This is a genomic window from Arthrobacter sp. MP_M4, assembly GCF_035984855.1.
Lineage (GTDB): Bacteria > Actinomycetota > Actinomycetes > Actinomycetales > Micrococcaceae > Arthrobacter.
In genome coordinates, this window is record NZ_JAXCHX010000027.1 from 24938 (window position 1) to 49686 (window position 24749).

16 protein-coding genes and 2 tRNA genes are annotated in these 24749 nt (G+C 65.5%); 9 read left to right on the forward strand and 9 right to left on the reverse strand.

The window, feature by feature from the left end; translation table 11 throughout:
- Window positions 1-162: 162 nt before the first annotated feature.
- A complete protein-coding gene (gene ilvD, locus RCH15_RS16275; RefSeq protein ID WP_326961705.1) occupies window positions 163-1884 on the reverse strand; it encodes a dihydroxy-acid dehydratase in 1722 nt (573 codons plus the stop codon).
- Window positions 1885-2008: 124 nt separating this feature from the next.
- Window positions 2009-2950: a LysR family transcriptional regulator gene (locus tag RCH15_RS16280; RefSeq protein WP_326961706.1), complete on the reverse strand. Its 942-nt coding sequence runs from the start codon at window positions 2948-2950 to the stop codon at window positions 2009-2011.
- A gap of 104 nt (window positions 2951-3054) precedes the next feature.
- Between RCH15_RS16280 and RCH15_RS16285 the strand changes: the two genes are divergently transcribed.
- The 3 genes from RCH15_RS16285 to RCH15_RS16295 all read left to right on the forward strand — a co-directional run bounded on the left by RCH15_RS16285 (window position 3055) and on the right by RCH15_RS16295 (window position 5228).
- On the forward strand, window positions 3055-3822 hold the full coding sequence (locus tag RCH15_RS16285; protein ID WP_326961707.1) for a sunset domain-containing protein: 768 nt from the start codon (window positions 3055-3057) through the stop codon (window positions 3820-3822).
- 8 nt (window positions 3823-3830) lie between these two features.
- Window positions 3831-5039: a PQQ-dependent sugar dehydrogenase gene (locus RCH15_RS16290; protein ID WP_326961708.1), complete on the forward strand. Its 1209-nt coding sequence runs from the start codon at window positions 3831-3833 to the stop codon at window positions 5037-5039.
- Window positions 5040-5155: 116 nt separating this feature from the next.
- A tRNA-Lys gene (locus RCH15_RS16295) sits at window positions 5156-5228 on the forward strand.
- Window positions 5229-5707: 479 nt separating this feature from the next.
- Here RCH15_RS16295 and RCH15_RS16300 read toward each other — a convergent pair.
- From RCH15_RS16300 to RCH15_RS16315, 4 genes are all read right to left on the reverse strand, one after another.
- Window positions 5708-6208 (reverse strand): hypothetical protein, encoded by a 501-nt coding sequence (locus tag RCH15_RS16300; protein WP_326961709.1) that lies wholly within the window; start codon window positions 6206-6208, stop codon window positions 5708-5710.
- A gap of 79 nt (window positions 6209-6287) precedes the next feature.
- Window positions 6288-6785 carry a DUF805 domain-containing protein gene (locus tag RCH15_RS16305; RefSeq protein WP_326961710.1) on the reverse strand — a complete coding sequence of 166 codons (498 nt, stop codon included), beginning with the start codon at window positions 6783-6785 and terminating at the stop codon, window positions 6288-6290.
- Between the two features lie 461 nt (window positions 6786-7246).
- On the reverse strand, window positions 7247-7387 hold the full coding sequence (locus RCH15_RS16310) for a hypothetical protein (RefSeq protein WP_326961711.1): 141 nt from the start codon (window positions 7385-7387) through the stop codon (window positions 7247-7249).
- 397 nt (window positions 7388-7784) lie between these two features.
- On the reverse strand, window positions 7785-8258 hold the full coding sequence (locus tag RCH15_RS16315) for a MarR family winged helix-turn-helix transcriptional regulator (RefSeq protein WP_326961721.1): 474 nt from the start codon (window positions 8256-8258) through the stop codon (window positions 7785-7787).
- 107 nt (window positions 8259-8365) lie between these two features.
- Here RCH15_RS16315 and bcp point away from each other — a divergent pair, with 107 nt between their 5' ends.
- From bcp to RCH15_RS16345, 6 genes are all read left to right on the forward strand, one after another.
- Window positions 8366-8839 carry a thioredoxin-dependent thiol peroxidase gene (gene bcp / locus RCH15_RS16320; protein WP_326961712.1) on the forward strand — a complete coding sequence of 158 codons (474 nt, stop codon included), beginning with the start codon at window positions 8366-8368 and terminating at the stop codon, window positions 8837-8839.
- Between the two features lie 109 nt (window positions 8840-8948).
- Window positions 8949-9030, forward strand: a tRNA-Leu gene (locus tag RCH15_RS16325).
- A 294-nt stretch (window positions 9031-9324) separates the two neighbouring features.
- A complete protein-coding gene (locus RCH15_RS16330; protein WP_326961713.1) occupies window positions 9325-10005 on the forward strand; it encodes a fasciclin domain-containing protein in 681 nt (226 codons plus the stop codon).
- A gap of 369 nt (window positions 10006-10374) precedes the next feature.
- Window positions 10375-11994 (forward strand): ABC transporter substrate-binding protein, encoded by a 1620-nt coding sequence (locus tag RCH15_RS16335; protein ID WP_326961722.1) that lies wholly within the window; start codon window positions 10375-10377, stop codon window positions 11992-11994.
- A gap of 79 nt (window positions 11995-12073) precedes the next feature.
- Window positions 12074-13576 (forward strand): malate:quinone oxidoreductase, encoded by a 1503-nt coding sequence (locus RCH15_RS16340; RefSeq protein WP_326961714.1) that lies wholly within the window; start codon window positions 12074-12076, stop codon window positions 13574-13576.
- Window positions 13577-13646: 70 nt separating this feature from the next.
- Complete coding sequence (locus RCH15_RS16345) at window positions 13647-16919, forward strand: efflux RND transporter permease subunit (protein WP_326961715.1); 3273 nt, start codon at window positions 13647-13649, stop codon at window positions 16917-16919.
- Between the two features lie 55 nt (window positions 16920-16974).
- Here the strand turns inward: RCH15_RS16345 and RCH15_RS16350 are convergent, their stop codons facing one another.
- The 3 genes from RCH15_RS16350 to ectB all read right to left on the reverse strand — a co-directional run bounded on the left by RCH15_RS16350 (window position 16975) and on the right by ectB (window position 24130).
- A complete protein-coding gene (locus RCH15_RS16350; protein ID WP_326961716.1) occupies window positions 16975-21213 on the reverse strand; it encodes a Pls/PosA family non-ribosomal peptide synthetase in 4239 nt (1412 codons plus the stop codon).
- A 100-nt stretch (window positions 21214-21313) separates the two neighbouring features.
- Window positions 21314-22705, reverse strand: a complete 1392-nt coding sequence (locus RCH15_RS16355; protein ID WP_326961717.1) for an aspartate kinase — start codon at window positions 22703-22705, stop codon at window positions 21314-21316.
- 153 nt (window positions 22706-22858) lie between these two features.
- A complete protein-coding gene (ectB, locus tag RCH15_RS16360; protein WP_326961718.1) occupies window positions 22859-24130 on the reverse strand; it encodes a diaminobutyrate--2-oxoglutarate transaminase in 1272 nt (423 codons plus the stop codon).
- Window positions 24131-24749: the final 619 nt, after the last annotated feature.

Sequence of the window (24749 nt, forward strand, 5' to 3'; positions counted from 1 at the left end):
GGACTTCGCTGTCCACCTGTTGAACTCGAACTTTCCCCGTGACCCAACAGCCTTCGGCGGCAGGCGGGAGTCTCCTTCCCCAAACGGACGGCTCGGACGCCGTTCGCTTGGGGCCCCTTGGAGTCTCCCTTATTAAGCCTGGTTATCCCGGCTTAGAGAGAATCACCCGCAATAGGCGCCCGTGGACGCGCTGTGCACAAGCTTGGCGTACTTGGCGAGCACACCCTTGGTGAACTTGGCCGGGAGCGGTTCCCAGCCCACCTTGCGGGAATCGAGCTCGGCGGCGTCGACCAGGAGGTCAAAGCTCCGGGCGGCGATGTCCACGCGGATCCGGTCGCCGTCCTTGACGAAGGCGATGGGTCCGCCGTCGGCCGCCTCCGGGGCCACGTGGCCGATGCACAGGCCCGTGGTGCCGCCGGAGAAACGTCCATCGGTAAGCAGCAGGACGTCCTTGCCAAGGCCCGCGCCCTTGATGGCGCCGGTAATGGCAAGCATTTCGCGCATGCCCGGCCCGCCCTTGGGGCCCTCGTAGCGGATGACGACGACGTCGCCGGCCTTGATCCGGCCGTTGTCGAGGGCGTCCAGGGCACCCTGCTCGCGCTCGAAGACCCGGGCCGTGCCCTCAAAGACGTCGGCGTCGAAGCCGGCGCTCTTCACGACGGCACCTTCGGGGGCCATGGTGCCGTGCAGGATGGTGATGCCGCCGGTCTTGTGGATGGGGTTGTCCATGGCGCGGAGGATTTTGCCGTCCAGGTCCGGCGGGTTGATCGCCGCGAGGTTCTCCGCGACGGTCTTGCCCGTGACGGTGAGGCAGTCGCCGTGGAGGAGACCGGCGTCGAGCAGGGCGCGCATGATCACCGGCACGCCGCCGATCCTGTCGACGTCGGTCATGACGTAGCGGCCGAAGGGCTTGAGGTCTCCGAGGTGCGGGATCTTGTCGCCGATGCGGTTGAAGTCCTCGAGGTTCAGCTCGACTTCGGCTTCGCGGGCGATTGCGAGGAGGTGCAGGACGGCGTTGGTGGAGCCGCCGAAGGCCATGGTTACGGCGATGGCGTTTTCGAAGGCTTTCTTGGTCATGATGTCGCGGGCGGTGATGCCCAGACGGAGGAGGTTCACCACCGCTTCGCCGGACTTGCGGGCAAATTCATCGCGACGGCGGTCGGCCGAGGGCGGTGCGGCCGAGCCGGGAAGGGACATGCCCAGCGCCTCGCCGATGCAGGCCATGGTGTTGGCGGTGTACATCCCGCCGCAGGCGCCCTCGCCAGGGCAGATGGCCTTTTCGATCCGGGTGAGGTCTTCCATGCTCATCTTGCCGGCGGCGCAGGCGCCGACGGCTTCGAAGGCGTCAATCAGGGTGACTTCCTTCTCAGAGCCGTCCTCCAGCTTGACCCAGCCCGGCATGATGGAGCCGGCGTAGAGGAAGACGCTGGCGAGGTCCAGTCGGGCCGCTGCCATCAGCATGCCGGGCAGGGACTTGTCGCAGCCGGCCAGCAGGACCGAGCCGTCGATCCGCTCGGCCTGCATGACGGTTTCCACGGAGTCGGCAATGACTTCCCGGGAGACCAGGGAGAAGTGCATGCCCTCGTGTCCCATGGAGATGCCGTCCGAAACGGAGATGGTGCCGAACTGCATCGGGAACCCGCCGCCGGCGTGCACGCCTTCCTTGGCGCCCTGGGCCAGCCGGTTCAGGGACAGGTTGCAGGGAGTGATTTCATTCCAGGAACTTGCGACGCCGATCTGCGGTTTGGCGAAGTCGTCGTCGCCCATGCCCACCGCACGGAACATGCCGCGCGCGGGGGCCGCATGGATGCCGTCGGTGACCACCCGGCTGCGGGGCTTGATGTCCGGTTTGGTCGCTGTTGTTGTCTGGATGTCCTCACTCATGGGTCAAAGTCTAGGGCTCAGCGATGAGGCGCAACGACCCGAAAAGGCGCATTAAGCGTAAAACCGGGAATGTTTCGGTCAAATAGTGGACGGCCATTTCAGCAGATGGACAGGACGGCCCGGGTCATGGCTCCGGGTGGGCTGCGTTCCGCAGCTCCGGCGCTGCCGCGACGGACTGCGCCTCAGCCTTGAGGAGCGTCAGGACCTGTTGGATGGTGGTGCGGGCGGCGACGTCCGGGCGGGCCAGGGCGACGATACTGCGGCGGGCCTGGACCCCGGCGAGGGGTCGCAGCACAAAGCCCCTCCCCTGGTTCTTCAAGGCCGTGTAGCGCGGCAGCAGGCTCAGGCCGTGCCCCGCGCTGACCAGGGCCTCGAGCACCCTCAGATCGGGGAACATCTGGGCGCGGTCCGCCGGGGAGTCCGCCTGGACCTCGATCTGGCGGAGGACGGTGTCGAACGGAAATCCTTCGGGCACGCCCATCCACGGGAAGCCGATGACGTCTTCGGCGCGGAGCTGCGCCTTCCCGGCGAGGGCGTGGCCGGCAGGGATGGCCACATCCAGGGGTTCCTCCAGGAGCGGTACAACCGTCAATCCCAGCCGGGCGAAGACGTCAGGCCCGTCGACACTGTGCGCCAGGACGATGTCGTAGTCGGCGGTCAGCCCGGCGAAGCCGGCGACATTGGGATCCTCAAAGTGGGCCTGGAAACGGAGCCCGTCAATGGCTTTGACCCGGTGCAGGAGACCGGGGAGGAACATTTCGGCGGCGCTGGGAAAGAATGCCGCCTTCACATGTGTCTGCCAGCCCCGCCGATAGGTGTCGATGGTGGCCTCCGCGCGGGCCATGGCGGTGGAGACCTCGGCGGCTGCACCCGCCATGGCCAGACCGGCCTCCGTAAGACGCACCCCTCTGCCGGACTTCTCCACCAGGACTACCCCCAGCTCCTCCTGGAGGGTTTTGAGCTGCTGTGACACGGCGGAAGGGGTGACCTTCATGGCCTCCGCCGTGGCTCCCACCGTTCCGCGGTCGGCGAGCTCGCGGAGGATGCGCAGTCTCTTTAGATCCATGATGTGAGGCTACAGGCCGGATTCCGGCCGGCTGGACAGTCCCCTCACGGCAGACGTACCGTCGAGCAACGGCAACCTTGCCCTCTGGACCGAAAGGCTCTGCTATGGATTGGATCATCTGGCTCGTCGTCATCGTGGCGATTGTCGCCATCGTTTGGTGGCTGCTCAACCGCAACAGTTCCCGGCGCAGTTCCGGGTCCACGCGCGTCGGGACAGCTTCCTCCGGCGCGGCTTCCACCTCCCCCCGGGAGCACGACGCCGGCCACGCCGCGTCCCACGCGGAACCGGAATCTTCCGCGGAACTGGAGCGTGAACCGGAGCGGATTTCCGAGCCCCGACGTCCGGCGGCAGCGGAGCCCGCACCCACGGCGGCCGCCACCGAGGATTCTACGTGGTCCGAGTCGCCGTCGGCCGCACCGCAGGCAGCTGCGAGCGTCCCTGTGCACCACCGGGAATACACCGAACCCCAGGCACCCACCCTGCCGGGCGCCGAGTCCGCTGCGGCAGAAGCCGGCCCCGAAGCGGCGGCCCCGGACGGCCGGGCCACGCCGTCAGCGGCGCCGCCGGCACTGACCGAAGCTGACAGCCGGCACTCGGCCCTGTTCCTCGATACTCCACATACCGCGGCCCGCCCGGAAGCCGAACCCGCCGGACATCTCGCCGCCGCCCAGCCTTATGGCGAGGGGTCGGCAGCACCCGCCGCTGATGGCAGCGGACCCGACGGTTTCACGGTCAAGGGCGACGCGGCCGCCATGGTCTACCACGACGAGACAAGTTCCGCGTTCGAGGAGACCCGGGCCGAAGTGTGGTTCCTGTCCACGGCCCATGCCGAAGCCGCAGGATTCCGGCCGCCGCGGCGGACCCGGCAATAGGGCCAGCCGTGAGGGCCACCGGAAGACACGGGACGTTCGGGGCCGGTGCGGGGGCGGCCGCCGTCGTGATCCTGCTGTCCGGGTGCACTGCCGGCGCCGGCGGCGCCCCTCCCCCCGCCGGCAGCGCCCAGCCGCCGTCGAGGCCGGCAGCGTCGAGCCCGGCAGCGTCAAGCCAGGCAGCAGCCAGCCCGGCGGCCCCCAGTTCCGCCGCCACCACCCAGGCGGCAGCCACCCGGACGGGGGTGGACCAGCCAACCGTCACCGGCCAGATCAATGCCGAGCTGCAGGTGCCATGGTCCACAGTTTTCCTGCCCGACGGCACCGCCATCATTTCCGAACGCGAGACCGCCCGGCTGCGCACCGTTCCGCCCGGCGCAGCCACCGGAAAAGCCGGCTCGCTGGGCAAGGTGCCCGGCGTCGTTCCCGGCGGTGAAGGCGGCCTGATGGGCCTGGCCTTGTCGCCGGACTTCGCGAGGGACCGGTTCCTGTATGCCTACCTGACCGCCGCCAGCGACAACCGCATCGTCCGGCTGCGCCTCGAGGACGACGCCGGAACGCTGCGGCTGGGGACACCGGAGGTCATCTTTACCGGAATCCCCAAGGCAGCCACGCACAACGGCGGCCGGATCCGGTTCGGGCCGGACGGCCACCTCTACGTCGGCACCGGAGATTCCCAGCGCCGCGGGCAGCCGCAGGACCCGAACGCCCTGGGCGGCAAGATCCTGCGCATCACCGCTGAAGGCCAACCCGCGCCGGGCAACCCCATCGACGGCAACCCGATGTACAGCCTGGGCCACCGCAACGTGCAGGGACTTGCCTGGGACAGTGCGGGCCGGCTGTGGGCCAGCGAATTCGGACCCGACGTGGACGACGAACTCAACCTGATAGTTCCGGGCGGCAACTACGGCTGGCCGGACGTCACCGGCGCGCCGCACCGCACAGGCTTCCTGGACGCGAAAGTGGTGTGGCCGTCCACTGCGGACTCTTCGCCCAGCGGGCTGGAAATCGTCGGCGACCGGGCGTACCTGGGCGCGCTGCGCGGGCAGCGGGTGTGGGAGGTTCCCCTCAACGGCGAGTTCGCCGGTGACCCTGTGGGCTATTTCACACGGATGTACGGCCGGATCCGGAACGTCACGCTGGCCCCGGACGGACGCCTGTGGGTGCTCAACAACAACAAAAACCCCGACTTTGTGCTGGTTTTGGAGTTGCCGGGATAGGTGCCTCTTGGCCCACCGCCGCCGATTTCGCACTCCGCCGAATCTCGTGTAGAGTTTCATGTCGTTGCGGAGAACAACGCGGGAACAAAAACCCCGCAATGAACCAAACAACAGATGCACCTCTAGCTCAACTGGCAGAGCAATTGACTCTTAATCAATGGGTTCCGGGTTCGAGTCCCGGGGGGTGCACGACAAAAAAAGAAAACCCCGTCTTCACTGGCTTAACGCCAGGAAGACGGGGTTTTTTGCGTTGGGAAAGCATCGATGTGCCGGCGGACGACACACCCGCCGCGGTGGACGGTAACGCCCGGGGGATGGCGGGGCACAGTCACGTCCGAATCGGACAGCCGCCCATTGTCGGGCACTCAGTAATCAAACGGGTCTTCCCGGACGGTAACTTCAGTGAAACGATGCCAGTATGAGCGAGAAGAACGACGGGCCAGTGCAGGATCGGCGACAACATCTTCATTCCCATACGGCACCAACGACACAACAACTCCGGACCATCGGACAGCGGCGGCGGGAAGCGGAAGAAAAGCTGGAGCATCACCTGGACGCGGCACGCCACAGAAACGAATACCATAATGACCCCGGCTGGAAGGCAGAGCCGCAGCCGGCCGCCGCGGCGGCTCCTCCGCGTGAAGCGGGTCCGGAAGGTACTGGCGGGGTTACGGGTCGTCCGCGGCAAGCGTCCTGACCCATTCCGGGGTTTGCTTGTTGAGGCGCTGGTCTGTGACCAGGCGTAACTGCGCCGCGGCAATCCACACCGCTCGCAGGTCACCGTCAGCAGCCCCGGGGGCTAGAACGTTGGGCGGGGCAGGGGCGTGCGCCCCGTGACCCTGCCAGGCTGCCTCGAGGACGGCGAGTTCACCGGCGCCGGCCAACTCACTTTCGCCCAGGACCCGCAGGACTTTCAGCCCCACGGCGGCCTGCTTCTTGTTGCCCGAGTGGACAGCGTCCAGAGCCCATTGGGCCCGCTTCCACCACTCGGCCCGGTTATCGGCGACGGACTTCTGCTTCAGGGTATTGATGCCGATGACCGCGGCGATGGCGGCGCTGACGAGGACGGCCAGGGGTCCCAGTGCGGCGAGGACCTGCCACCACTCGGCCGGAACGGAGTGAACCAGGACCTCGACGGGCACAGGCGCCGGTGATGGTGTGGTGGTCATGCCTCAAGGGTAATCCTGCCCCGTGACTCGGGGCATAAGGAAGGCCCCGTCAGACGACGGGGCCTTCCTTATGTTGCGCCTAGTGTCCCGCGTACGCAGGCACGCCTTCCGGGCGGTCGAACCGCTGGCCCTCGGGCTTGGAACCCATCGCGGTGAGGACGATCAGGATGATGCCGCCGGCGAACGGCACGAGCACCAGCAGGTACATCCAGCCGCTGAAGTTGGCATCATGCAGGCGCCGGATGGTCACTGCCAGGGACGGGACGATAACTGCCAGGAACCAGATGCCGGCCAGGATCAGACCAACGGTGAAACCCGGGCCCGGGACGGCGGAGCCATCTGCAGCGCGCGTGGCACCGGCGGAGCCGGCCATCAGCATGATGAAGTTCAGGACCATGGAGACGATGAAGGCCACGAGGGTCCACCACCAGTACTCGCTGCGGCTGGCCCGGCCGGAGAACGTCGCGTACTTCTTAAAGAACCGAGAGACGGCGACCGGCAAGGACGCGCCGTACAGAGGCGCCCAGAGGGGAACCGGTCCGGTGGATTGCTGTTGTTGCTGCGGTGCGTATGTCATGTGAGTCTCCTCGAAGGTTGCGAGTTTTTAACCCCGGTGCCGGGATCGGCGACGGGTTGTGGTTGATGTGTGAGCCCTGGAGGGGGAGTCCCCGTCCGCAGGTGCAGTACCGGCGCCACACCAAAGTGAGGCCTCAGGCGTGCGTTGAAGGGAGCCGGGGAGGTGTGAGCCGGGCGGCCGCAATCGGGACCGTGGACCCGGTGCTGTGAGCGGGCAGCCGAGGTGCGGTAACAAACGGCCGGACTGCCGCTACGAGCAATGCTCGTGCCGCAACCGCGCCGGAAGTCGTGCCTGTTAAAGGGCGTGTGTACGCCATGTGTCCCCCAATACCGGGCACCCCCCAATGGGCCCCAGGTGACACTGTACTTGCCTTTGTACTGGCAGCAGCACTGTGCAGCGACGGGCGGCGTGTCTGGTGGCTCCGGGTGCCCAGGGCGGACAAGTCGTTGCAGGACGAAAGTCTAGAGCTCGCTCCGGACCGCGGCGGCTAGCTGAAAGTGAATGGGCAGCAGCAGCTGGACCGGCGACGCGCCCACGGGCTCGTCCAGCAGCTCATTGATCGAGGTCTGCCCTTCCAGCTCCTCGGTCGGGTGCGCATCCATCCCTTGAGCCTAGATGCAGCCGGCACTCCGTCCGCTGAGGGACACGGAACAGCCGGCCCATAAGGATGCAAGAGCCGTGCGCTAACCGCTGTGCCGGGTTTTCTCATTGCGCAGGGTACGGCAGGATTCCGTTCCGGAACCTGCCAGGCTTTGATCGTGAGGATCGCAGGCTTCACAGAAGACGGCTGCTGCAAACTCACCACAGCACTGACAACGGTGCTCCAGGGATCGGGCTTCCAGGATGTAGCTTGTCATGAGGACATGCTCCCCCACCGCAACCCGCGGGAACCCAGTAGTTTGTACTCGTTTTTGGGGCGGGACGGCTCTTCGGGACCACATTATCGCGCACCGACGCGGCATGGCGGGGAAAAGCTCCGCCCGCTGAAGGATGACCTGCTTAGTTGGCTTCCACGGGCAGCACGGGCTCCGGGGCGGTGACGATTGCCTTAGCGTCGGTGGAGGAGATCCGCGTGGCGAGTTCGGTGACAACCGCCCGGAGTTCCTGGCGCAGGACGTCAGGGTCGATGGAAGCGGCGGCGAGAACTGAACGCTCCATATCTGCCGCTTCAACAACGGCTTCACGGCCCCGGTCCGTCAAAGACACAACGTGGCTCCGCCGGTCCGAGGGGCTGCGTTCCCGGGAGATATGGCCGTGCGCCTCCAGTCGGCTGAGCGTCTTGCCCATGGTCTGCGCTTGGACTCGCACCAATTGGGCAAGCTGGGCCTGGGTCATCGGTCCGTTGACGGCGAGCACTTCCATGGCGATGACTCCGGCATGGGTCAGGCCAATGGCCCCCAGCTTCTCGTTCCAGGAGTGTTCAACAAGGCGCGCTGCCGTGGACAGTAGGCGGCCCGTGGGCCAGCGATCCATATCAGGCATACCACCGAGTATAGCGAGCCTGGGATTCTGTGCTGCCACCAACGCTCATTACGCTGGGATGGAGCAACCCTGCGTCCACTCTGAGAAGGAGCACCCTTTTGCCTGAACGACTCATCCCCGGCGATCCAGCGCCCGCGTTTACCCTGCAGAATTCCGAAGGGCGGGACGTGTCACTCGCGGACTTCCGAGGCAACAGCACGGTGGTCTACTTCTACCCCGCGGCCTCCACCCCCGGTTGCACCAAGCAGGCCTGCGATTTCCGGGATTCCCTGCCCGCACTGCAGCATGCGGGCTACGCGGTGGTCGGCATTTCCCCCGACCCGGCGGATAAGCTGGCCAAGTTCGCCGCTGCTGAAGGGCTGACGTTCCCCCTGCTCTCGGACCCGGACCACGCCGTCGCCGGGGCCTACGGCGCCTGGGGAGAGAAGAAAAACTACGGCAAAACGTACGACGGACTCATCCGGTCAACGGTGGTGGTGGACCCCGACGGGGTGGTTACCGTCGCACAATATAACGTTCGGGCCACCGGGCATGTCGCGAAGCTCCGCCGGGACCTCAAGGTAGACAGCTAGCCGCACTCCGACCACGGGCGGGCCTCGCCCCATGACGGGCGGTGAACTGTACAATGGAGCCTGGCATGCGCCGCTGACTGTCCCAGGACGGGCCGGGCGACGCGGCCGAGCGCGAGTGGTGAAATTGGCAGACACGCAGGATTTAGGTTCCTGTGCCTTCGGGCGTGGGGGTTCAAATCCCCCCTTGCGCACAATTCGATATATATGCAGTGAAAGAGCCCCGGTCGTTGGACCGGGGCTCTTTTTTGTTGTCGGCTTTGTTCTCGTCGCGAGCTGTGTGCCCCACCGTATCGAGACAAAACCGCAGAAAACCGGGCCGCCGGGGGCCCGTAAAGTTTTTCCCATCCGCCACCCATCCGTCTCCACGCAGCCCCCGAATACACATTGAGACACCAACCAAGGGTCGGTGCCCAACCAGTCGTAAAAGGGCCAGAGCGGAATAGTTTGCCGCTGGCAACAATCGGCACAACAAAGGAGAAACCGAAATGCAGAACATCAAGCGCACGACACTTTCCGTTGCAGGTATCGCTGCTGCAGCCATGATCAGCCTCACTGCCTGCGGCGGATCCAGCACCACCGCCGCCCCCAGCTCCTCCGCTCCGGCGTCCGCGCCGATGGAATCCAGCATGGCACCGTCGCCGTCCACCAGCTCCTCAGCAGCAGCAATGGACCCGGCCGCCAACCTCGTCGGCAGCGGTTGCGCCGCTTACGCCGAGCAGGTCCCCAGCGGCGCCGGCTCCGTGTCCGGAATGGCCCTTGACCCGGTAGCGGTTGCAGCGTCCAACAACCCGATCCTCACCACCCTGACGGCCGCGGTGTCCGGCAAGCTCAACCCGAAGGTTGACCTGGTGGACACCCTGAACGGCAGCGAGTTCACGGTCTTCGCACCGACGGACGACGCCTTCAAGAAGCTCGACCCCGCCACGATCGAAACGCTGAAGACGGATGATGCCCTGCTCAGCAAGATCCTGACCTACCACGTGGTCCCGGGCAAGATCAGCCCGGACGAGATCGTCGGCACGCACAAGACCGTCCAGGGCGGTTCGGTGACCGTGACCGGGTCCAAGGACGCGCTGAAGGCTGACGAGGCCAACGTCGTCTGTGGCGGCGTCATGACCGCCAACGCCACCGTGTACATGGTCGACTCGGTACTGATGCCCAAGTAGGCAACACAAAACGCTCCCGCACCGGTTCCAGCCTGACTCACTGGACCACCTGGGAGAAAACAAGGCCCGCACCTTCGGTGCGGGCCTTGTTTGTGTGGCGCCCCCAGGCACTGCACCCGTCTGCAGGGGTCCGGAGGCCGAGACCAGCCGGCAGCGCCCCGGTCACAGCTTTCGTCCGGACTGGTCATCTAGAATGGGCCTGTTCCGCAGCCGGCGGTCCACCAGTCCCCCGAGGTGATACCCGAAGTGCCCAGACGAACACTGCCCAGCCGTACGGCGCGCCCCAGCACGGCCAGCGGCATGCAGGCCCGCGGGCCGCGGTCCAGCGCGGTGCGCCGCGTTGCAGCCGGTCTCAGCGCTGTGCTCCTGATGCTGCCTCTGGCCGCCTGCACCGGAAGCCCCGGTCCGGGGCCGGGCTCCGCCACGGCGTCGGGCAGCCCCACGGCGGCCGCCCCCAGCGCAGTCTTCACGTTCGGCACTGCCTCCCGGCCGCTGGGGCTTGACCCCGCCGTCGTCTCTGACACCGAGTCCTACCGGATCACGCGCCAGGTCCTGGAGGGGCTCGTCGGTGTTGACCAGACCACCGGGCAGCCCACACCGCTGCTGGCCACGGAGTGGAGCTCCAGCGAGGACGGCCGCGCCTACACGTTCAAGCTCCGCGACAGCGTCCTCTTCCAGGACGGAACAACCTTCGACGCCGCCGCGGTCTGCAGCAACTTCAACCGCTGGTTCAACTTCCCCGAATCCCTGCGCCAGCAGGCTCCGGGAACCACCTTCAAGGGCGTTTTCAAAGCCCACGCCGACCAGGCCGCCCTCTCCATCTTCAAGGGCTGCACCGCGTTGGCCCCGGACAACGTGCGGATCGACCTGACCCAGCCCTTCACCGGGTTCCTGCAGGCCCTCACGCTGCCCGCCTTTGCCATCTCTTCGCCCCAGGCCCTCACGTCCCAGACAGCGGACCAGCTCAACCAGAGCCGCGACGGCCAGCCGATCTCCGCCTACGGCCTCCACCCCGTGGGAACCGGTCCGTACGTGCTGAGCTCCTGGGATCCGGAAAGCATCACGCTGGCCAGCAACAAGGACTACTGGGGGGACAAGGGCCAGATCGGCACCATCAAGTTCGTCACCTACGATCACACCCAGACCCGGATGCAGGCCCTGCTCGACGGCAAGATCGACGCCTATGACGCCGTGACCGTCGACAACTTCGACCAACTCGTCAAGCGTGGGCAGCAAATCATCCAGCGCGATCCTTTCTCCGTGATGTATCTGGGCATGAACCAGGAGGTGCCCATCCTGCAGAACCTCAAGGTCCGCCAGGCGATCGAGATGGCACTGGACAAAGACACCGTGATCCGCCGGTTCTTCATCGACAACACCGCGCAGGCGACGCAGTTCGTTCCGCCCAAGCTCAGCGGCTTCAACAACAACGCCCCGGCCCTGGGCCACAACCCGGACAAAGCCAAGGAACTGCTGGCCGAAGCCGGTTACAAGGGGGAGGAACTGAAGTTCTACTATCCCCTGAACGCCACCCGGCCCTATCTGCCGACACCGGAAAAGGTCTACGCGGAAATCAGCAAACAACTGACCGCCATCGGACTCAACATCAAGCCGGTACCGGTCGAGTGGTCGGACGGCTACCTGCAGAAAGTCACCTCCCCCGGCGACCACGCGCTTCACCTGCTGGGCTGGAACGGTTCCTACTCCGATCCGGACAACTTCGTGGGCCCGCTCTTTGGCGAAAAAACCGGCGAATTCGGGTACCAGGACCCACAGGTCTTCTCCAAGATCGCCCGGGCCCGCGGCCTGCCCGAGGGCAAGGAACGGACGGAGCAGTACCAGACCATCAATGCGCAAATCGCTGCCACGGTTCCGGCTGTGCCGATCGCGTTCCCGATCTCAGCCCTGGCTCTCTCGGACCGGGTGCTGAAGTATCCGGCGTCGCCGGTCCTGAATGAAGTTTTCACGAAGGTCGAGCTGAAGCCTTGACGGGCGGAGCCAATTTCAGTAAGAGGGCCGTGCGGGGATATTCTGTGACAGCCAGACCCGCTGCTATCGGAGACTGATTGTGACTTTCATTTCCAAGACCCAACATGCCGACGTCGTCCTGATTGGCGGCGGCATCATGAGCGCCACGCTCGGTGCCTTCCTCAAGCAGCTTGAGCCGAACTGGACCATATCCCTGTTCGAGAAGCTGGACGAGCCGGGCCTGGAAAGCTCCGACCCGTGGAACAACGCCGGTACCGGACACGCCGCGCTGTGTGAGCTTAATTACTCCCCCGCAGCCAAAGACGGCTCGGTGAACCCGGCCAAGGCACTCCTGATCAACGAGCAGTTCCAACTCTCGCGGCAGTTCTGGTCCCACCTCGTCACGAACGGCATGATCGGCTCCCCCAAGGGCTTCATCAACACCGTTCCGCACATGAGCTTCGTCATCGGCGACGAAAACGCCAAATTCCTGCGCACCCGCTACGAGGCCCTCAAGCCGAACCCGCTGTTCCGGTCGATGGAATACTCCGAGGACCACGCACAAATCGCCAAATGGGCCCCGCTGATCGTTAAGGGCCGGGACCCGAAGCAACGGATCGCCGCCACCCGCGCCGCGGAAGGCACCGACGTCGACTTCGGTGCCCTCACCCGCGAGTTGACCACCTACCTCGGGAACAACGGCGTAGAAGTCAATTACGGCCACACTGTGGCCGACATCAAGCGCGCGTCCGGCGGCGGCTGGGACCTCGCGCTCAAGCACCCCCAGTCCGGGGAGCGCAGCTCCATCCGCGCCAAGTTCGTCTTCGTGGGTGCGGGCGGCGGCGCCCTGCACCTCCTGCAGGCTTCGGGCATTCCCGAGAGCAAGGGGTACGGCGGATTCCCTGTCTCCGGCCAGTTCTTCCGCTGCACCGACGAGTCGCTCGCGGCCCAGCACAGCGCCAAGGTCTACGGCCAGGCTTCCGTGGGCGCCCCGCCCATGTCCGTCCCGCACCTGGACACACGATACGTCAACGGCAAACGCTCTCTGTTGTTCGGCCCATACGCCGGCTTCTCCACGAACTTCCTGAAGCAGGGCTCGTATTTGGATTTGCCGCTGTCCATCCGCCCGTCCAACATCATCCCGATGCTGGCCGTGGCCAAGGACAACATGGACCTCACCGCCTACCTGGTCAAGGAAGTCGCCAAGCGGCACGGCGCCAAGGTCGAAGCCTTGCGCGAGTACTACCCGGCCGCGCAGGACGGCGACTGGGAACTCATTACCGCCGGCCAGCGTGTACAGATCATTAAGAAGGACCCGAAGAAGGGCGGCGTGCTGCAGTTCGGCACCGAGGTCATCGCCGGCCGCGACGGCTCCATCGGCGCCCTGCTCGGCGCGTCCCCCGGGGCGTCCACGGCGGTGCCGATCATGATCGAGCTGCTGCAGAGGTCCTTCCCGAAGCAGTTCAAGGGCTGGCAGCCCAGGTTCAAGGAGATGATGCCCGGTTATGGCGTCAAGCTCAACGAAAACCCGGACCTCGCTGCCCAGCTCGAAGCCGCCACGGCCAAGACGCTGCAGCTGGAAACGGTTTCCACGCGCAACTGATACCCGCTCCGGGTTGCGGCAGGTTTGATCGCTTAGAAGAACGTCCGTCGACCCACCAGGAGAGCATCAGATGTTTCGGCTTGCAAAGTTGTCGCTGGCCAACCGTGCCCTGATCGCGCTGATCACCGTCTTTGCGTCGGTCTTCGGAGTGATCACCATGTCCGCGCTCAAGCAGGAGCTCATTCCGTCCATCGAGTTCCCGCAGATCACGGTGATCACGTCCATGCCCGGGGCCTCCCCCGAAGTGGTGGACAAGCAGGTCAGCGGCCCGCTGGAAACGGCGCTCAACGGCGTCGAGGGCCTGGAATCGACGTCGTCCACCTCCCGCAACGGCGTATCCCAGATCAGCATGGCCTTCACTTACGGATCGAACCTGGACCGCGCCCGGAACCAGATCGACCGGGCCATCTCCAATGCCAAGCGGACGCTGCCCGACGACGTCCAGCCGCAGGCAATCGCAGGCAGCATCAGCGATTTCCCGATCGTCTTCCTCGCAGTTTCCTCGGACAAGCCCCTCAGCGAGCTCAACGCCGACCTGGCCCGGCTCACCGTTCCGCGGCTGCAAAAGCTCGACGGCGTCCGCGGTGCCGAAGTGACCGGCGGCGCCACCCAGCACATCAGCATCCTCCCCCGCCCGGACGCCATGGCCGCCTCCGGTGCCAGCATCCAGTCCATCAGCGACGCGCTGAAAAACAACGGCGCCCTGGTTCCGGCCGGCACCATCGAGGAGCAAGGCAAGACGCTTTCGCTGCAAATCGGCAGCCCGGTGGACTCACTTGACGCCATCAAGGCTCTGCCCCTGGGCGGCGCCAGGAACGCCGCCACCATTGGCAGTGTCGCGGACGTCAGCATCGCCGAGGACGCCCGCACCTCGATCACCCGGACCAACGGCAAGGAAACCCTGGCCCTGTCCGTCACCAAGAAACCCGAGGGCGACACGGTCGGGATCTCCCACGCGGTGAAAGACTCCATCCCCCAACTGGAAGCCGAGCTCGGCTCCAACGCCCAGTTCACGCCGATTTTCGACCAGGCCCCGTTCATCGAGAAATCCATTAAGGACCTGACCACCGAGGGCCTGCTCGGATTGGGCTTCGCCGTCGCCGTGATCCTGCTGTTCCTGATGTCCGTCCGCGCCACCCTCGTCACTGCCATCTCCATCCCGCTGTCCCTGCTGATCACCTTCATCGGCCTCTCGGCCACGGGATACTCGCTGAATATCCTGACGCTGGGCGCGCTCACCATCGCGATTGGCCGGGTGGTGGATGACTCCATCGTGGTGATCGAAAACATCAAGCGCCACCTGAGCTACGGCGAAGCAAAGATCACCGCGATCCAGACCTCCATCCGCGAAGTTGCCGGGGCCATCACCGCATCGACGCTCACCACGGTGGCGGTCTTCCTGCCGATCGCGTTTGTGGCCGGGCTCGCCGGTGAGCTGTTCCGGCCGTTCGCGCTGACCGTCACCATCGCCCTGTTGTCCTCGCTGTTGGTGTCCCTGACGATTGTCCCGGTGCTGGCTTATTGGTTCCTGCGGAACCCGGCCGACAAGGCGGGCATAGCCGGGGAAGCGGTTTCGCAGGGATCTGCGGTGCAGGAGAGGTCAGCCCGGGAGGTTGCCGAGGCTGCCGAGAAAGCGGAGCAGCGCACGGTCCTGCAGCGCGGCTACCTGCCCGTCCTGACCAAAACCCAGAAGCACCCGGTGGTGACCCTGATCGCGGCCCTTCTGGTCCTCGGCGGCACTGCCGCCATGACGCCGCTGCTGGCCACCGACCTCCTGGGCAACTCCGGCGAAAACAGTATGACCGTGCGGCAGGCACTCCCGGCCGGCACCAGCCTGGCCGAGGCCGGCGCCTCAGCCATCAAGGTCGAGGAAGTGCTGCGCGGGATCGACGGTGTCAAGGACGTCCAGGTCACCACCGGCAACGCCCAGTCCGGCTTCTCCGCGCTGCTCTCCGCCGGAGCCTCAAGCTCCAGCTTCACCGTGGTCACCGAGGAAAAAGCCAATCAGGGCAAACTCAAGGACACCGTCCGCAGCGAACTCGCCGCCATTCCGGATTCCGGCAAAATCACCGTGGGCTCGCAGCAGGGCGGTTTTGGTACGTCCTCCACGGTCGACATCACACTCAAGGCAGCCACCACGGCGGACCTCCGCACCGCAAGCGACGCCATGGTCAAGGCCATGGACGGCGTCCCCGGCTCTTCTGAAGTAGCGACCAACCTCGCCGCCAGCCAGCCGGTGGTGCAGGTCAAAGTGGACCGCGCCAAGACCGTCGCTGCCGGGCTGTCCGAGCAACAGGTGGCCGGCGTACTTGCCTCCACCATCAGCCCCATCCCCGCCGGAACGGTCCGCATCGATACCAACGACTTCCCGGTCCGTATCGGCGAGGGCACCCGCTTCACCAGCATCGACGCCGTCCGGCAGACCCCGCTGCCGACGGCGGCCGGTCCCGTGCCGTTGTCCAGCATCGCGACCGTGGAGCAGGTGGACGTCCCCGTCTCGATAACCGCCAGCAACGGACAGCGGACCGCCCGGGTGTCCATCACGCCGTCGGGCGCCAATCTCGGCGCAGTCAGCACCGAGGTCCAAGCCCGGCTCAAGACCGTCCAGCTGCCCCCCGGCGTCACCGCAGAGATTGGCGGTGCCACCACGCAGCAGGCCGAATCCTTCAGCCAGCTGGGCCTGGCATTGCTCGCCGCCATCGCAATCGTCTACGTGATCATGGTGGCGGCGTTCAAATCGCTCATCCAGCCGCTGATCCTGCTGGTCTCTGTCCCCTTCGCGGCCACCGGCGCCATCGGGCTGCTGCTGATCACGAAGGTGCCGCTGGGCCTGCCCTCCCTGATCGGCATGCTGATGCTGGTCGGCATTGTGGTGACGAACGCCATTGTGCTGATCGACCTCATCAACCAGTACCGCCAGCCGCGGAACGGCTCCCCGGGAATGTCGGTGGCGGACGCAATCACCCACGGCGCCCGCCAGCGCCTCCGGCCGATTTTGATGACGGCCCTGGCCACCGTGTTCGCCTTGACGCCGATGGCGCTGGGGCTCACCGGCGGCGGCGGCTTCATCTCCCAGCCGCTCGCCATTGTGGTGATCGGCGGCCTGATCTCCTCCACGGCCCTCACGCTGGTGCTGGTGCCGGTGCTCTACCGCCTCGTGGAGGGGCGGCGGGAACGCAGGACGCTGGCCAGGGCGGCAGCGGGGGGCGGAACGGATGCGCAGGACGGTGCCCGGACAGGTTCCGTGCCGTCCCGCGGCCGCCGGGCCGCGCCGGGCGCCGTCCCGGACGACTTTCCGGATGACGTTCCCGACGACGCGCGGGTCCCCACCGGCTCGCACTGAGCCTGCGGGGTCCGGCGCAGGCCGCCTGTCAGCTCCGGAGTGTCAGACCCGGATTTCAGACCCGGACCGTGCTGTGGTGCCGTTGCATATGAGCGCCGTGGCGGGACCGCGAGGACTTCAGGGGCCGGCCCGAGGCATCGGTCAAGGCCCGGTGCTTGGGCCCCCGCGGGGCCCGCGTGGGGTGCTTGCTGCCCGAGGACAGGACCTCGCGGGCCGGGTTGCCGACGTAGGAGGTGCCTTCCGGAACGTCCTCGCCCTTCATCAGGAGAGCGTCGGCCCGCAGTGTGGATCCGTCGTGCATGGTCGCCCCGTAGTTGATCCAGACGTCCACCCCCAGGCTGCAGCGGTCGCCGATCATCACATAGTCGGACTTGAACGTGCCGTCTTCCATGGAATGGCCCTGGATCGTTGCTCCTTCGTTGAACGTGCAGTCATCGCCGATCGTCACGAGGGTCTTTTCCGGGATGGTCGCCCCGGCGTCGTACAGCCGCTTACCGACCTTGACCCCCAGGAGCCTCCACATCAGGGGTTTGAACGGTGTCCCGTTGAACCGGGGCACGACGAGCAGCTTCCAGAGCCGTTCGTGCCGCCAGAAGTAACCGTCATAAATGGAGCAGAATTGGGGCCTCAGCCCACGGAAGCCCATCACTGACCGCTCCACCAGGGCGGTGACCAGGATCCGGAACACGAGCAGCGCCAGCATGGCCAGGGCAACCGCTAGGACGCCAAGGAAGCTGTAGGCCGTCACCGCGACGGCGGAGGCTATCGTGGCCGTAAACAGCAGGACCCAGCGCACGGCCAGGAAATACACCATGCTCATGATGTTGTGCCGGTTCTTGGCCGGAAGCTCCCGGTTCTTGGCCTCCTCCATGGCTTTTTCATCGAATTGGGCGTCCCGCTGCACGGACCGGGGAATTTCAAACGGGGGCGAACCGAGCAGACCCACGTCCCGCCGCGACGGTCCGTCGATCGGCACCATGACTTTCGTCGCGAGCAGGACGTTCTGCCCCACATGCGCACCGATGGGAAAGGTGATGTGGTTTCCGAGGAAGTTCCGGCCGGCGATGTGGACCGTGGACAGGCGGAACGATGAGCTCGTGTAATCGGCGTTCATCATATTGAGCCCGTCCGCGACCATGGTTCCGGTTCCGACGTCGCACAAGAACGGTGACTCGTGCCCCAGGGTGGGTCCGAAGTTTGATCCGGTCTGTTCCACCTTGTTCAGGTTCCAGCCGAGGGCCAACAGGTAATGCACGATGTAGGAGCTGTCGCCGAAGAGGTCCTTGTAGAACCGGACGTTGGAAAGCCGGGCAATGAGGCGATGGACCGAAAAGTGCCAGCCGTAGAGCGGATACACGACATCCGGCGTGAGGAAGCGGTGCAGGATCCGCGGAATGCAGACCACGGCCACCAGGCCAGTGAACAGCCCGACGATGAACAGCACCAGCGACACGGCCAGCGCATCGGCGAAGAACGACATCGCGCCCAGCTGCAGGTGCCCGGTGGCCAAGTATGGCCGCAGCAGTACTGCCAGCCCCAGCACGGCGGCCGGTACCACCAGCACCAGGCGGTTTGTCAGTTGCAACAGGCTGTAGATCACCCGCCTGCGGGTGCTGCAGTCAGCGGCGGGAACGCGCCGGTAATTGGTGCCGGTGCGCACAGCCGGCGAGCCGTGCCAGACCTGGCCGGCTGGGACAGCCTGCGCGGCCTGCAGTGAGGAGGCATGCCCGAGCTGGCTGTCGTCGCCCATGGTCGTTCCGATGTCCAGCGTGGTCCGCTCCGACACGAAGACGTTGCTTCCCAGCGTGACGGTGCCCTTCTCGATCATTCCCGAACGCGCCCGGTAGCACAGGAACGAGGCGTTCTTGTTGATGACGGTGTTATCGCCAATGGTGAGCAGGTCAGGGCACGCCGGGACCATCCGGGAAAGGATCACCACGCCTTTGCCGATCTTGGCCCCCATGAGCCGCAGGTACAGGACATACAACGGCGAGCCGGCAAACAGGACGAGTGGATTGGCCCGTGTGAGGGTCTTGACCGCCCAGAACCGCAGGTAATCCGGACTCCAGATCCGGATGGTGCCCGGCTTCCACCGGCCGACAAGCAGCCATTTGGCGATGATCGGGGTCACGGACAGCACCACGAACATGGCTACACCGAACCCGATGGATCGCAGCCACATCTCCAGGAGTCCGTTGCCTCCCGAAGTCCACTCGTATCCGATAATCAGGATCCAGGCGCCGTACATCATGAAGCCCAGAAAGCACAGGAACTGGACTGCCCCGCAGAAGGCGTACTGGAAGGAACTGACCGGCGGCGGCGGTCCGGGCAGCACTATGTCTGCCTCGGGCCCGGTTGTGCCCAGGGCGGCTTCGAGGTGCCGGGCTTCCAGGCACGCCGCAAGTTGCCGCACGGTGGGGCACTCGTAGATGTCCTGCATGGCTGCCGGCGGCAGGGCGGTCTCTTTCCGGATGCGGGCGCAATAGTGCGCCATCAGCAGGGAATCGGCACCGAGGTCGTTGAAGAAATGGGCATCGGTGGACACCTTCTCCAGCCCCAGCACGGCCTGAAGCTGCTCCGCCAGGGCTTCCTCGGCCGCGGTCACCGGGGCGGTGAACGATCCGGAAACCGTTCGGCTGATCCGGTTTTCCGGGCGTGGCAGGCTCTTCCGGTCCACCTTGTCGCTGGCCATCATGGGAATGGTCCGGAGTTCCTCAAAGTAGGCGGGGACCATGTACCCGGGGAGCCTGGTGCGCAGCATCCGGTGGAGCTCATGGACATCGACGTCCAGCACGTCCGGGCGGAGGGTGAAATAGGCGGCGAGTTCTACGGATCCTTGCTCGGGTTCAAACGTTTGGACCACGGCCTGTGCGATGCCCGGCAGCTGCACGAGAACGGATTCTATTTCGCTCAGCTCGATGCGGTAGCCCCGGATTTTGACCTGCGTGTCGATCCGGCCAAAGTACTCAAGTTCCCCGGCGTCGTTGATCCTGCCGAGGTCCCCGGTCCGGTAGATCCGGCCGGAGGGGTTGTTCTCGATGCCCAGGAAATCCGGGATGAACGCCCGCTCGGTGAGGTCGGGCCGGTTGACATACCCCCGCGCCAGGCCTACCCCGGCCAGACCGATTTCGCCCATTTCACCGGGCGGCAATGCCCGCAGCCCGTCGGCGTCGACGATGATGGCGGTGTAGGTGGGCAGTGGCACGCCCAGGGACACGGGCGTGCCCGGATCGAGGAGCGACCAGGTGGCCGTTACGGTCGCCTCGGTCGGGCCGTAGACGTTCAGGAAGCGAAGGCCCGGCCGGTGCCAGCGCAGGACGAGGTCCCGGGGGCACGCCTCGCCCGACACCAGCAGGAACCTCAACCCGGGCAGGTCGTCGTCGAGGGTGGCCAGCAACGTGGGAACGCAGCACAGCGCCGTGATCCGTTTCTCCACCAGGTACTCCCCGAGCTCGGCACCCAGCAGGCTTGAGCGGCCCGGTTTGGGCACCAGCGTGGCTCCGACCATCCAGGCCACCCAGATCTCCTCCACTGAGAAGTCGAAGGCGATGGTCATGCCCTGGTACACACGGTCCGTCGGCTCGATGCCGTAGATGGCGGATGCCACCCGGACAAAGTTGCAGATGCTGGCCTGGTCCACGGCGACGCCCTTCGGACGGCCGGTGGACCCCGAAGTGTAGATAATGTAGGCCAGCTCGTCGTCTGGCTCACCCAGGTCCGCGTCCTGGAGGCGGGACGGATCTTCTGCGTCCACGTGCCCCTGGACGTGGTCCAGGCACACGGTCTGCGCGGCCACTTCCGGGAGCAGATCCTTCAGATGGGTCAGGGAAAGAACCATCACGACATCGGCGTCCTCGACGATGAACTTAAGCCGGTCAGGCGGAAATCCCGGGTCCAGGGGCACATAGGCTGCGTGGATCTTCAGCACCGCAAGCATTGCCACGTACGCGCGCCACGGCTGGTCAAAGAGCAAGGCAATACGGTCCCCGGGCCGCGCGCCGCATTCCAGAAGGTGGCGGGCCAGCTGATTGGCCCGGGCGTCCAGTTCCTGATAGCTCAGGACGACGTCGCCGGCGTCCACCGCGATTTGCGTCCCTCTCCCCTGTTCCTGCAACCGGTCGCAACTGTCTTCAAACAGCTGGTCCAACCGCTCGCCCTGGCGCCAGCGGGCCGAGTGGTCCGCGGCGGCGGAGGTCAGGACCGTCCCCGCCCCCGAACCGCCGTCGGGCATCATTTTGCCGCGCAGTTCGGCGGGGGCGATGGCACTCGACCGGGACTTGACCTTCTTGCTCATACTCTGTCTCCTCGCAAAACCTTGGTGCGTGCCGGGCGGAGCGCGGCTTCATCAAACGCCGCCCGGCCCGTGACACTGCCCCGGCGACATCCCATGCCTGTTACCTGCCCCGGGATGCAGGGCTGGCCGCCATCCCCGGAAAAACGTGGCCCCAGCGGAAGTCGCTGTCCGCGTCCTCGCCGTGGGAGCTGGGCATGCGTGACGGGTTCGCATCGTCGGGGGCGGGCGCCACGCCAAAGGCGGACCGGACGGCGCGTTCGGCCTCTTCGAGCCGCTCCGCCCGGGTGATGGCAGCGACGTAGGTCTCGGATATTTCGACGAGGTCGAAATCGATACCCGCCTCTGACAGCGTCCACAGGAACGTGCAGAAAACCTCGGGCGAGGACCGCATTCCGACGCCCGAGATCGACACCCTGCCGACCTCGCCGTCGTGCAGCAGGCCCTGGAACCCGATGGTCCGCTGGGCGGCACCCAGGACAGCGAGGGCGGGGGCCGCTTGCGTCGCGGGAACAATGAGGGCGACGTCGGACCGCCGTGCGCCGGCAGCGTTCTGGACGATGGTCTGCACGTTCACGCCCGACTGGGACAACACCTGGAACAGACGCGCCATACTGCCTTGCCCGTCGGGTACTCCGATAACAACGACTTTTGCGGCGGAGTCCACCCCGGTCACGCCGGTGACCACGGCCTGTTCCCGAACAGGCTTCCGGAAGGGGTGGCGGTCAGGTTCGGGCAGGATCAACGTTCCAAGGTCCGGCACGAACGAGGACCGGACGTGGATGGGAATCCCAAACCGGCGGGCGTACTCAACGCATCTCAGGTGCAGAACCTTGCAACCGGAGGCCGCGAACTCAAGCATCATCTGGCTTGAAAGTACGCCGAGTTTGCGGGCCTTCGGCACGATCCGCGGGTCCGCGGTGTAGACACCGTCCACATCCGTGTAAATCTCGCAGATACCGGCGCCCAATGCCGCGGCGAGGGCGACGGCCGTGAGGTCGGAACCGCCGCGGCCGAGGGTGGTCACCTTCTTGCCCTTCTTTGTCCTGCCCTGGAATCCCGCGACGATGGGGATTTCGCCACGGGCCAGGCAGGTGCGGATGCGGTCGGGCCGCACGTCGGTGATCTGCGCTTTCCCGTGAACGTCGTCGGTGATCAGCCCGGCCATGCTGCCCGTAAACGTCACGGGGGCCTGACTGAGATCTGCCAGTGCGATTGCGAGCAGCGCGGACGATATGAGTTCCCCGGTGCTCAGGAGGGCATCGAGGTCGCTGGGCCGCGGCCGGGAGGAAACACCGGCGGCAAGATCGCACAGTTCATCGGTGGTATCGCCCATGGCTGATACCACCGCCACTACCTGGTAACCGTTTTCCCGCGTTTTCGCGATGCGTTGGGCGGCGCGGAGGATGCCTCCCGGGTCCGCCAGGGATGAGCCGCCAAACTTCTGCACGATCACGCTTCCCCGCGGTATCGACCGGTCTGCTTCGTCTAGCATGCGCCGAACCCTGTCAGTCCGGCCGGCCGCTGCTTCGCGGCGCGGGCTCCGTGGAAACCATTCTGCTGAGAAGTTGTTGCCTGTTGGGTGCTCATTGCCGTCCCTAAAATCTGATCGGTCTGCTGTATAGGTCAATCCCTTCTGCACCAATTCCTAGGCAATGGACTTCACCGCAACCCTTCCGCCGGTTACAAACTCGGCGGCGTCGGCAAGAATGTCGAGTCCCCTCATGAGCTCGTCAGCGCCAATGGTCAGGGCAGGCATGGTCTTAAGGACTTCGCTCTCCGGACCGGACGTTTCCACCAGGAGCCCGCGCGCGAAGGACTCGGCAGCAATCTTTCCCGCCACCTCATGGTCGGGGTAATAAATGCCGGCCAGCAGCCCCCGTCCCCGAACCCGTGCACCTTCCGTGCCAGCTGCAATCTGGCTGAGCCCCTCGTGCAGCTGCGAGGTGAGCCCGGCAATCTTGGACTCGAAGCTCCTTCCGGCCCAGAAACGCTCAAGGGCGGCAGTCCCCGTGACGAAGGCCGGGTTATGCCCGCGGAAGGTTCCGTTGTGCTCGCCAGGCTTCCAGATGTCGTGTTCGGGTTTGAACAACGTGAGGGACAGGGGCAGCCCGAACCCGGAAATTGACTTGGACAGGCAGACGATGTCAGGGATGATGCCCGAGTCTTCAAAGCTGAAGAAGGTGCCGGTGCGTCCGCATCCGGCCTGGACGTCGTCAACGATGAGCAGGATGCCGTGCTGCCTGCACAGTTCAGCCAGCTCGCGGAGCCAGGACGCGCGTGCGGCACGGAGTCCGCCCTCGCCCTGGACGGTTTCCACGATGACCGCGGCGGGTTTGTCGAGGCCGGAGCCGCTATCCTCAAGCGCCTGGCGAAGCCACGAGGACTCCGCCGCCTGGTTGTCAAGGAATCCGTCGTAAGGCATGCTCGTGGTGTTCAGCAGTGGAACGCCGGCCCCCTGCCGTTTCATCGAATTGCCCGTGACGGCAAGGGAACCCAGAGTCATCCCGTGAAAGGCATTGGTGAAACTGAGAATTTGGGTCCGGCCGGTGACTTTGCGGGCCAGCTTCAAAGCCGCCTCCACCGCATTGGTACCGGTGGGGCCGGGAAACATGACCTTGTAGTCGTAATTCCTGGGCTTCAAGATGAGTTCGTTGAAGGTCTCCAGAAAACGCCGCTTAGCAACGGTTTTCATGTCAAGGGAATGCACAATCGCTCCGGAGAGCAGGTATTCCACCAGGGGGCGCAGCAGTTCAGGGTTGTTGTGCCCGTAATTCAGAGCTCCGGCGCCAGAGAAAAAATCGAGATAGTCCCGGCCGTCCTCACTGTAGAGCGTGCTGCCGGACGCACGGTCGAAGACCGTATCCCAGCTGCGGCAGTACGTGCGGACTTCTGATTCAAGGACGTCGAATATATCCATCAGTAGCTTTCCTTCGTTCAAATCCCCGGCCCAAATACGGCTAAGACGTCCGGAAAAACGGCCACGGAGCAAACGTGGCGGCAGAAAGCCGCCCTATGGAAGTGTGACCGGTGATGATTCCAAGCTATGGAACGCAGGGAGCTTAGGGACCCGTAACCCGTACTCGAATACTTTGGGGATATCCGGCCTGCATCTACTTAGCAGTACTCAGGCGGCCGGACGCCGGAATCAAGTAGTCCGAAAGCCTAATTCAAGTGCCCCAGCGCCTTTTCACGCGTAGCTGGCCCGTACTCCTACTGCGGACTCCACCGGCGTCCACCCTTCGCGTCCGGCGTGCCGGGGATGCCGGGGGTGCCGGCGTGCCGGGGATGCGCACTCTGGCACGTCGGCGGCGTTGGCGTGTCGGTCTGGCCGACGGTTCCGTCGGCCAAAAACGCCCTGTGGGCAGAGGTCGTCAAGGTGAGCCGCGCCGCAGCCGAGCCCCCTGCCCGTCTGGCGGTGGATACAGACTTCAGCCGCACTCAGCGCGGGGGTGTCAGCGCCGGGGTGCCAGGGCGTAGGTTGCGGTGGCGTAGGCCAGGGCGGCGGCCATGTCCTTGAGCAGGTCCGCGTCGATATT

Bases quoted from the DNA above. Each gene is read 5' to 3' on its own strand.
- ilvD (WP_326961705.1), bottom strand. From the start codon at position 1,884: ATGAGTGAGGACATCCAGACAACAACAGCGACCAAACCGGACATCAAG.
- RCH15_RS16280 (WP_326961706.1), bottom strand. From the start codon at position 2,950: ATGGATCTAAAGAGACTGCGCATCCTCCGCGAGCTCGCCGACCGCGGA.
- RCH15_RS16285 (WP_326961707.1), top strand. From the start codon at position 3,055: ATGGATTGGATCATCTGGCTCGTCGTCATCGTGGCGATTGTCGCCATC.
- RCH15_RS16300 (WP_326961709.1), bottom strand. From the start codon at position 6,208: ATGACCACCACACCATCACCGGCGCCTGTGCCCGTCGAGGTCCTGGTT.
- RCH15_RS16305 (WP_326961710.1), bottom strand. From the start codon at position 6,785: ATGACATACGCACCGCAGCAACAACAGCAATCCACCGGACCGGTTCCC.
- RCH15_RS16310 (WP_326961711.1), bottom strand. From the start codon at position 7,387: ATGGATGCGCACCCGACCGAGGAGCTGGAAGGGCAGACCTCGATCAAT.
- RCH15_RS16315 (WP_326961721.1), bottom strand. From the start codon at position 8,258: ATGGATCGCTGGCCCACGGGCCGCCTACTGTCCACGGCAGCGCGCCTT.
- RCH15_RS16330 (WP_326961713.1), top strand. From the start codon at position 9,325: ATGCAGAACATCAAGCGCACGACACTTTCCGTTGCAGGTATCGCTGCT.
- RCH15_RS16335 (WP_326961722.1), top strand. From the start codon at position 10,375: ATGCTGCCTCTGGCCGCCTGCACCGGAAGCCCCGGTCCGGGGCCGGGC.
- RCH15_RS16345 (WP_326961715.1), top strand. From the start codon at position 13,647: ATGTTTCGGCTTGCAAAGTTGTCGCTGGCCAACCGTGCCCTGATCGCG.
- RCH15_RS16350 (WP_326961716.1), bottom strand. From the start codon at position 21,213: ATGAGCAAGAAGGTCAAGTCCCGGTCGAGTGCCATCGCCCCCGCCGAA.
- RCH15_RS16355 (WP_326961717.1), bottom strand. From the start codon at position 22,705: ATGCTAGACGAAGCAGACCGGTCGATACCGCGGGGAAGCGTGATCGTG.
- ectB (WP_326961718.1), bottom strand. From the start codon at position 24,130: ATGGATATATTCGACGTCCTTGAATCAGAAGTCCGCACGTACTGCCGC.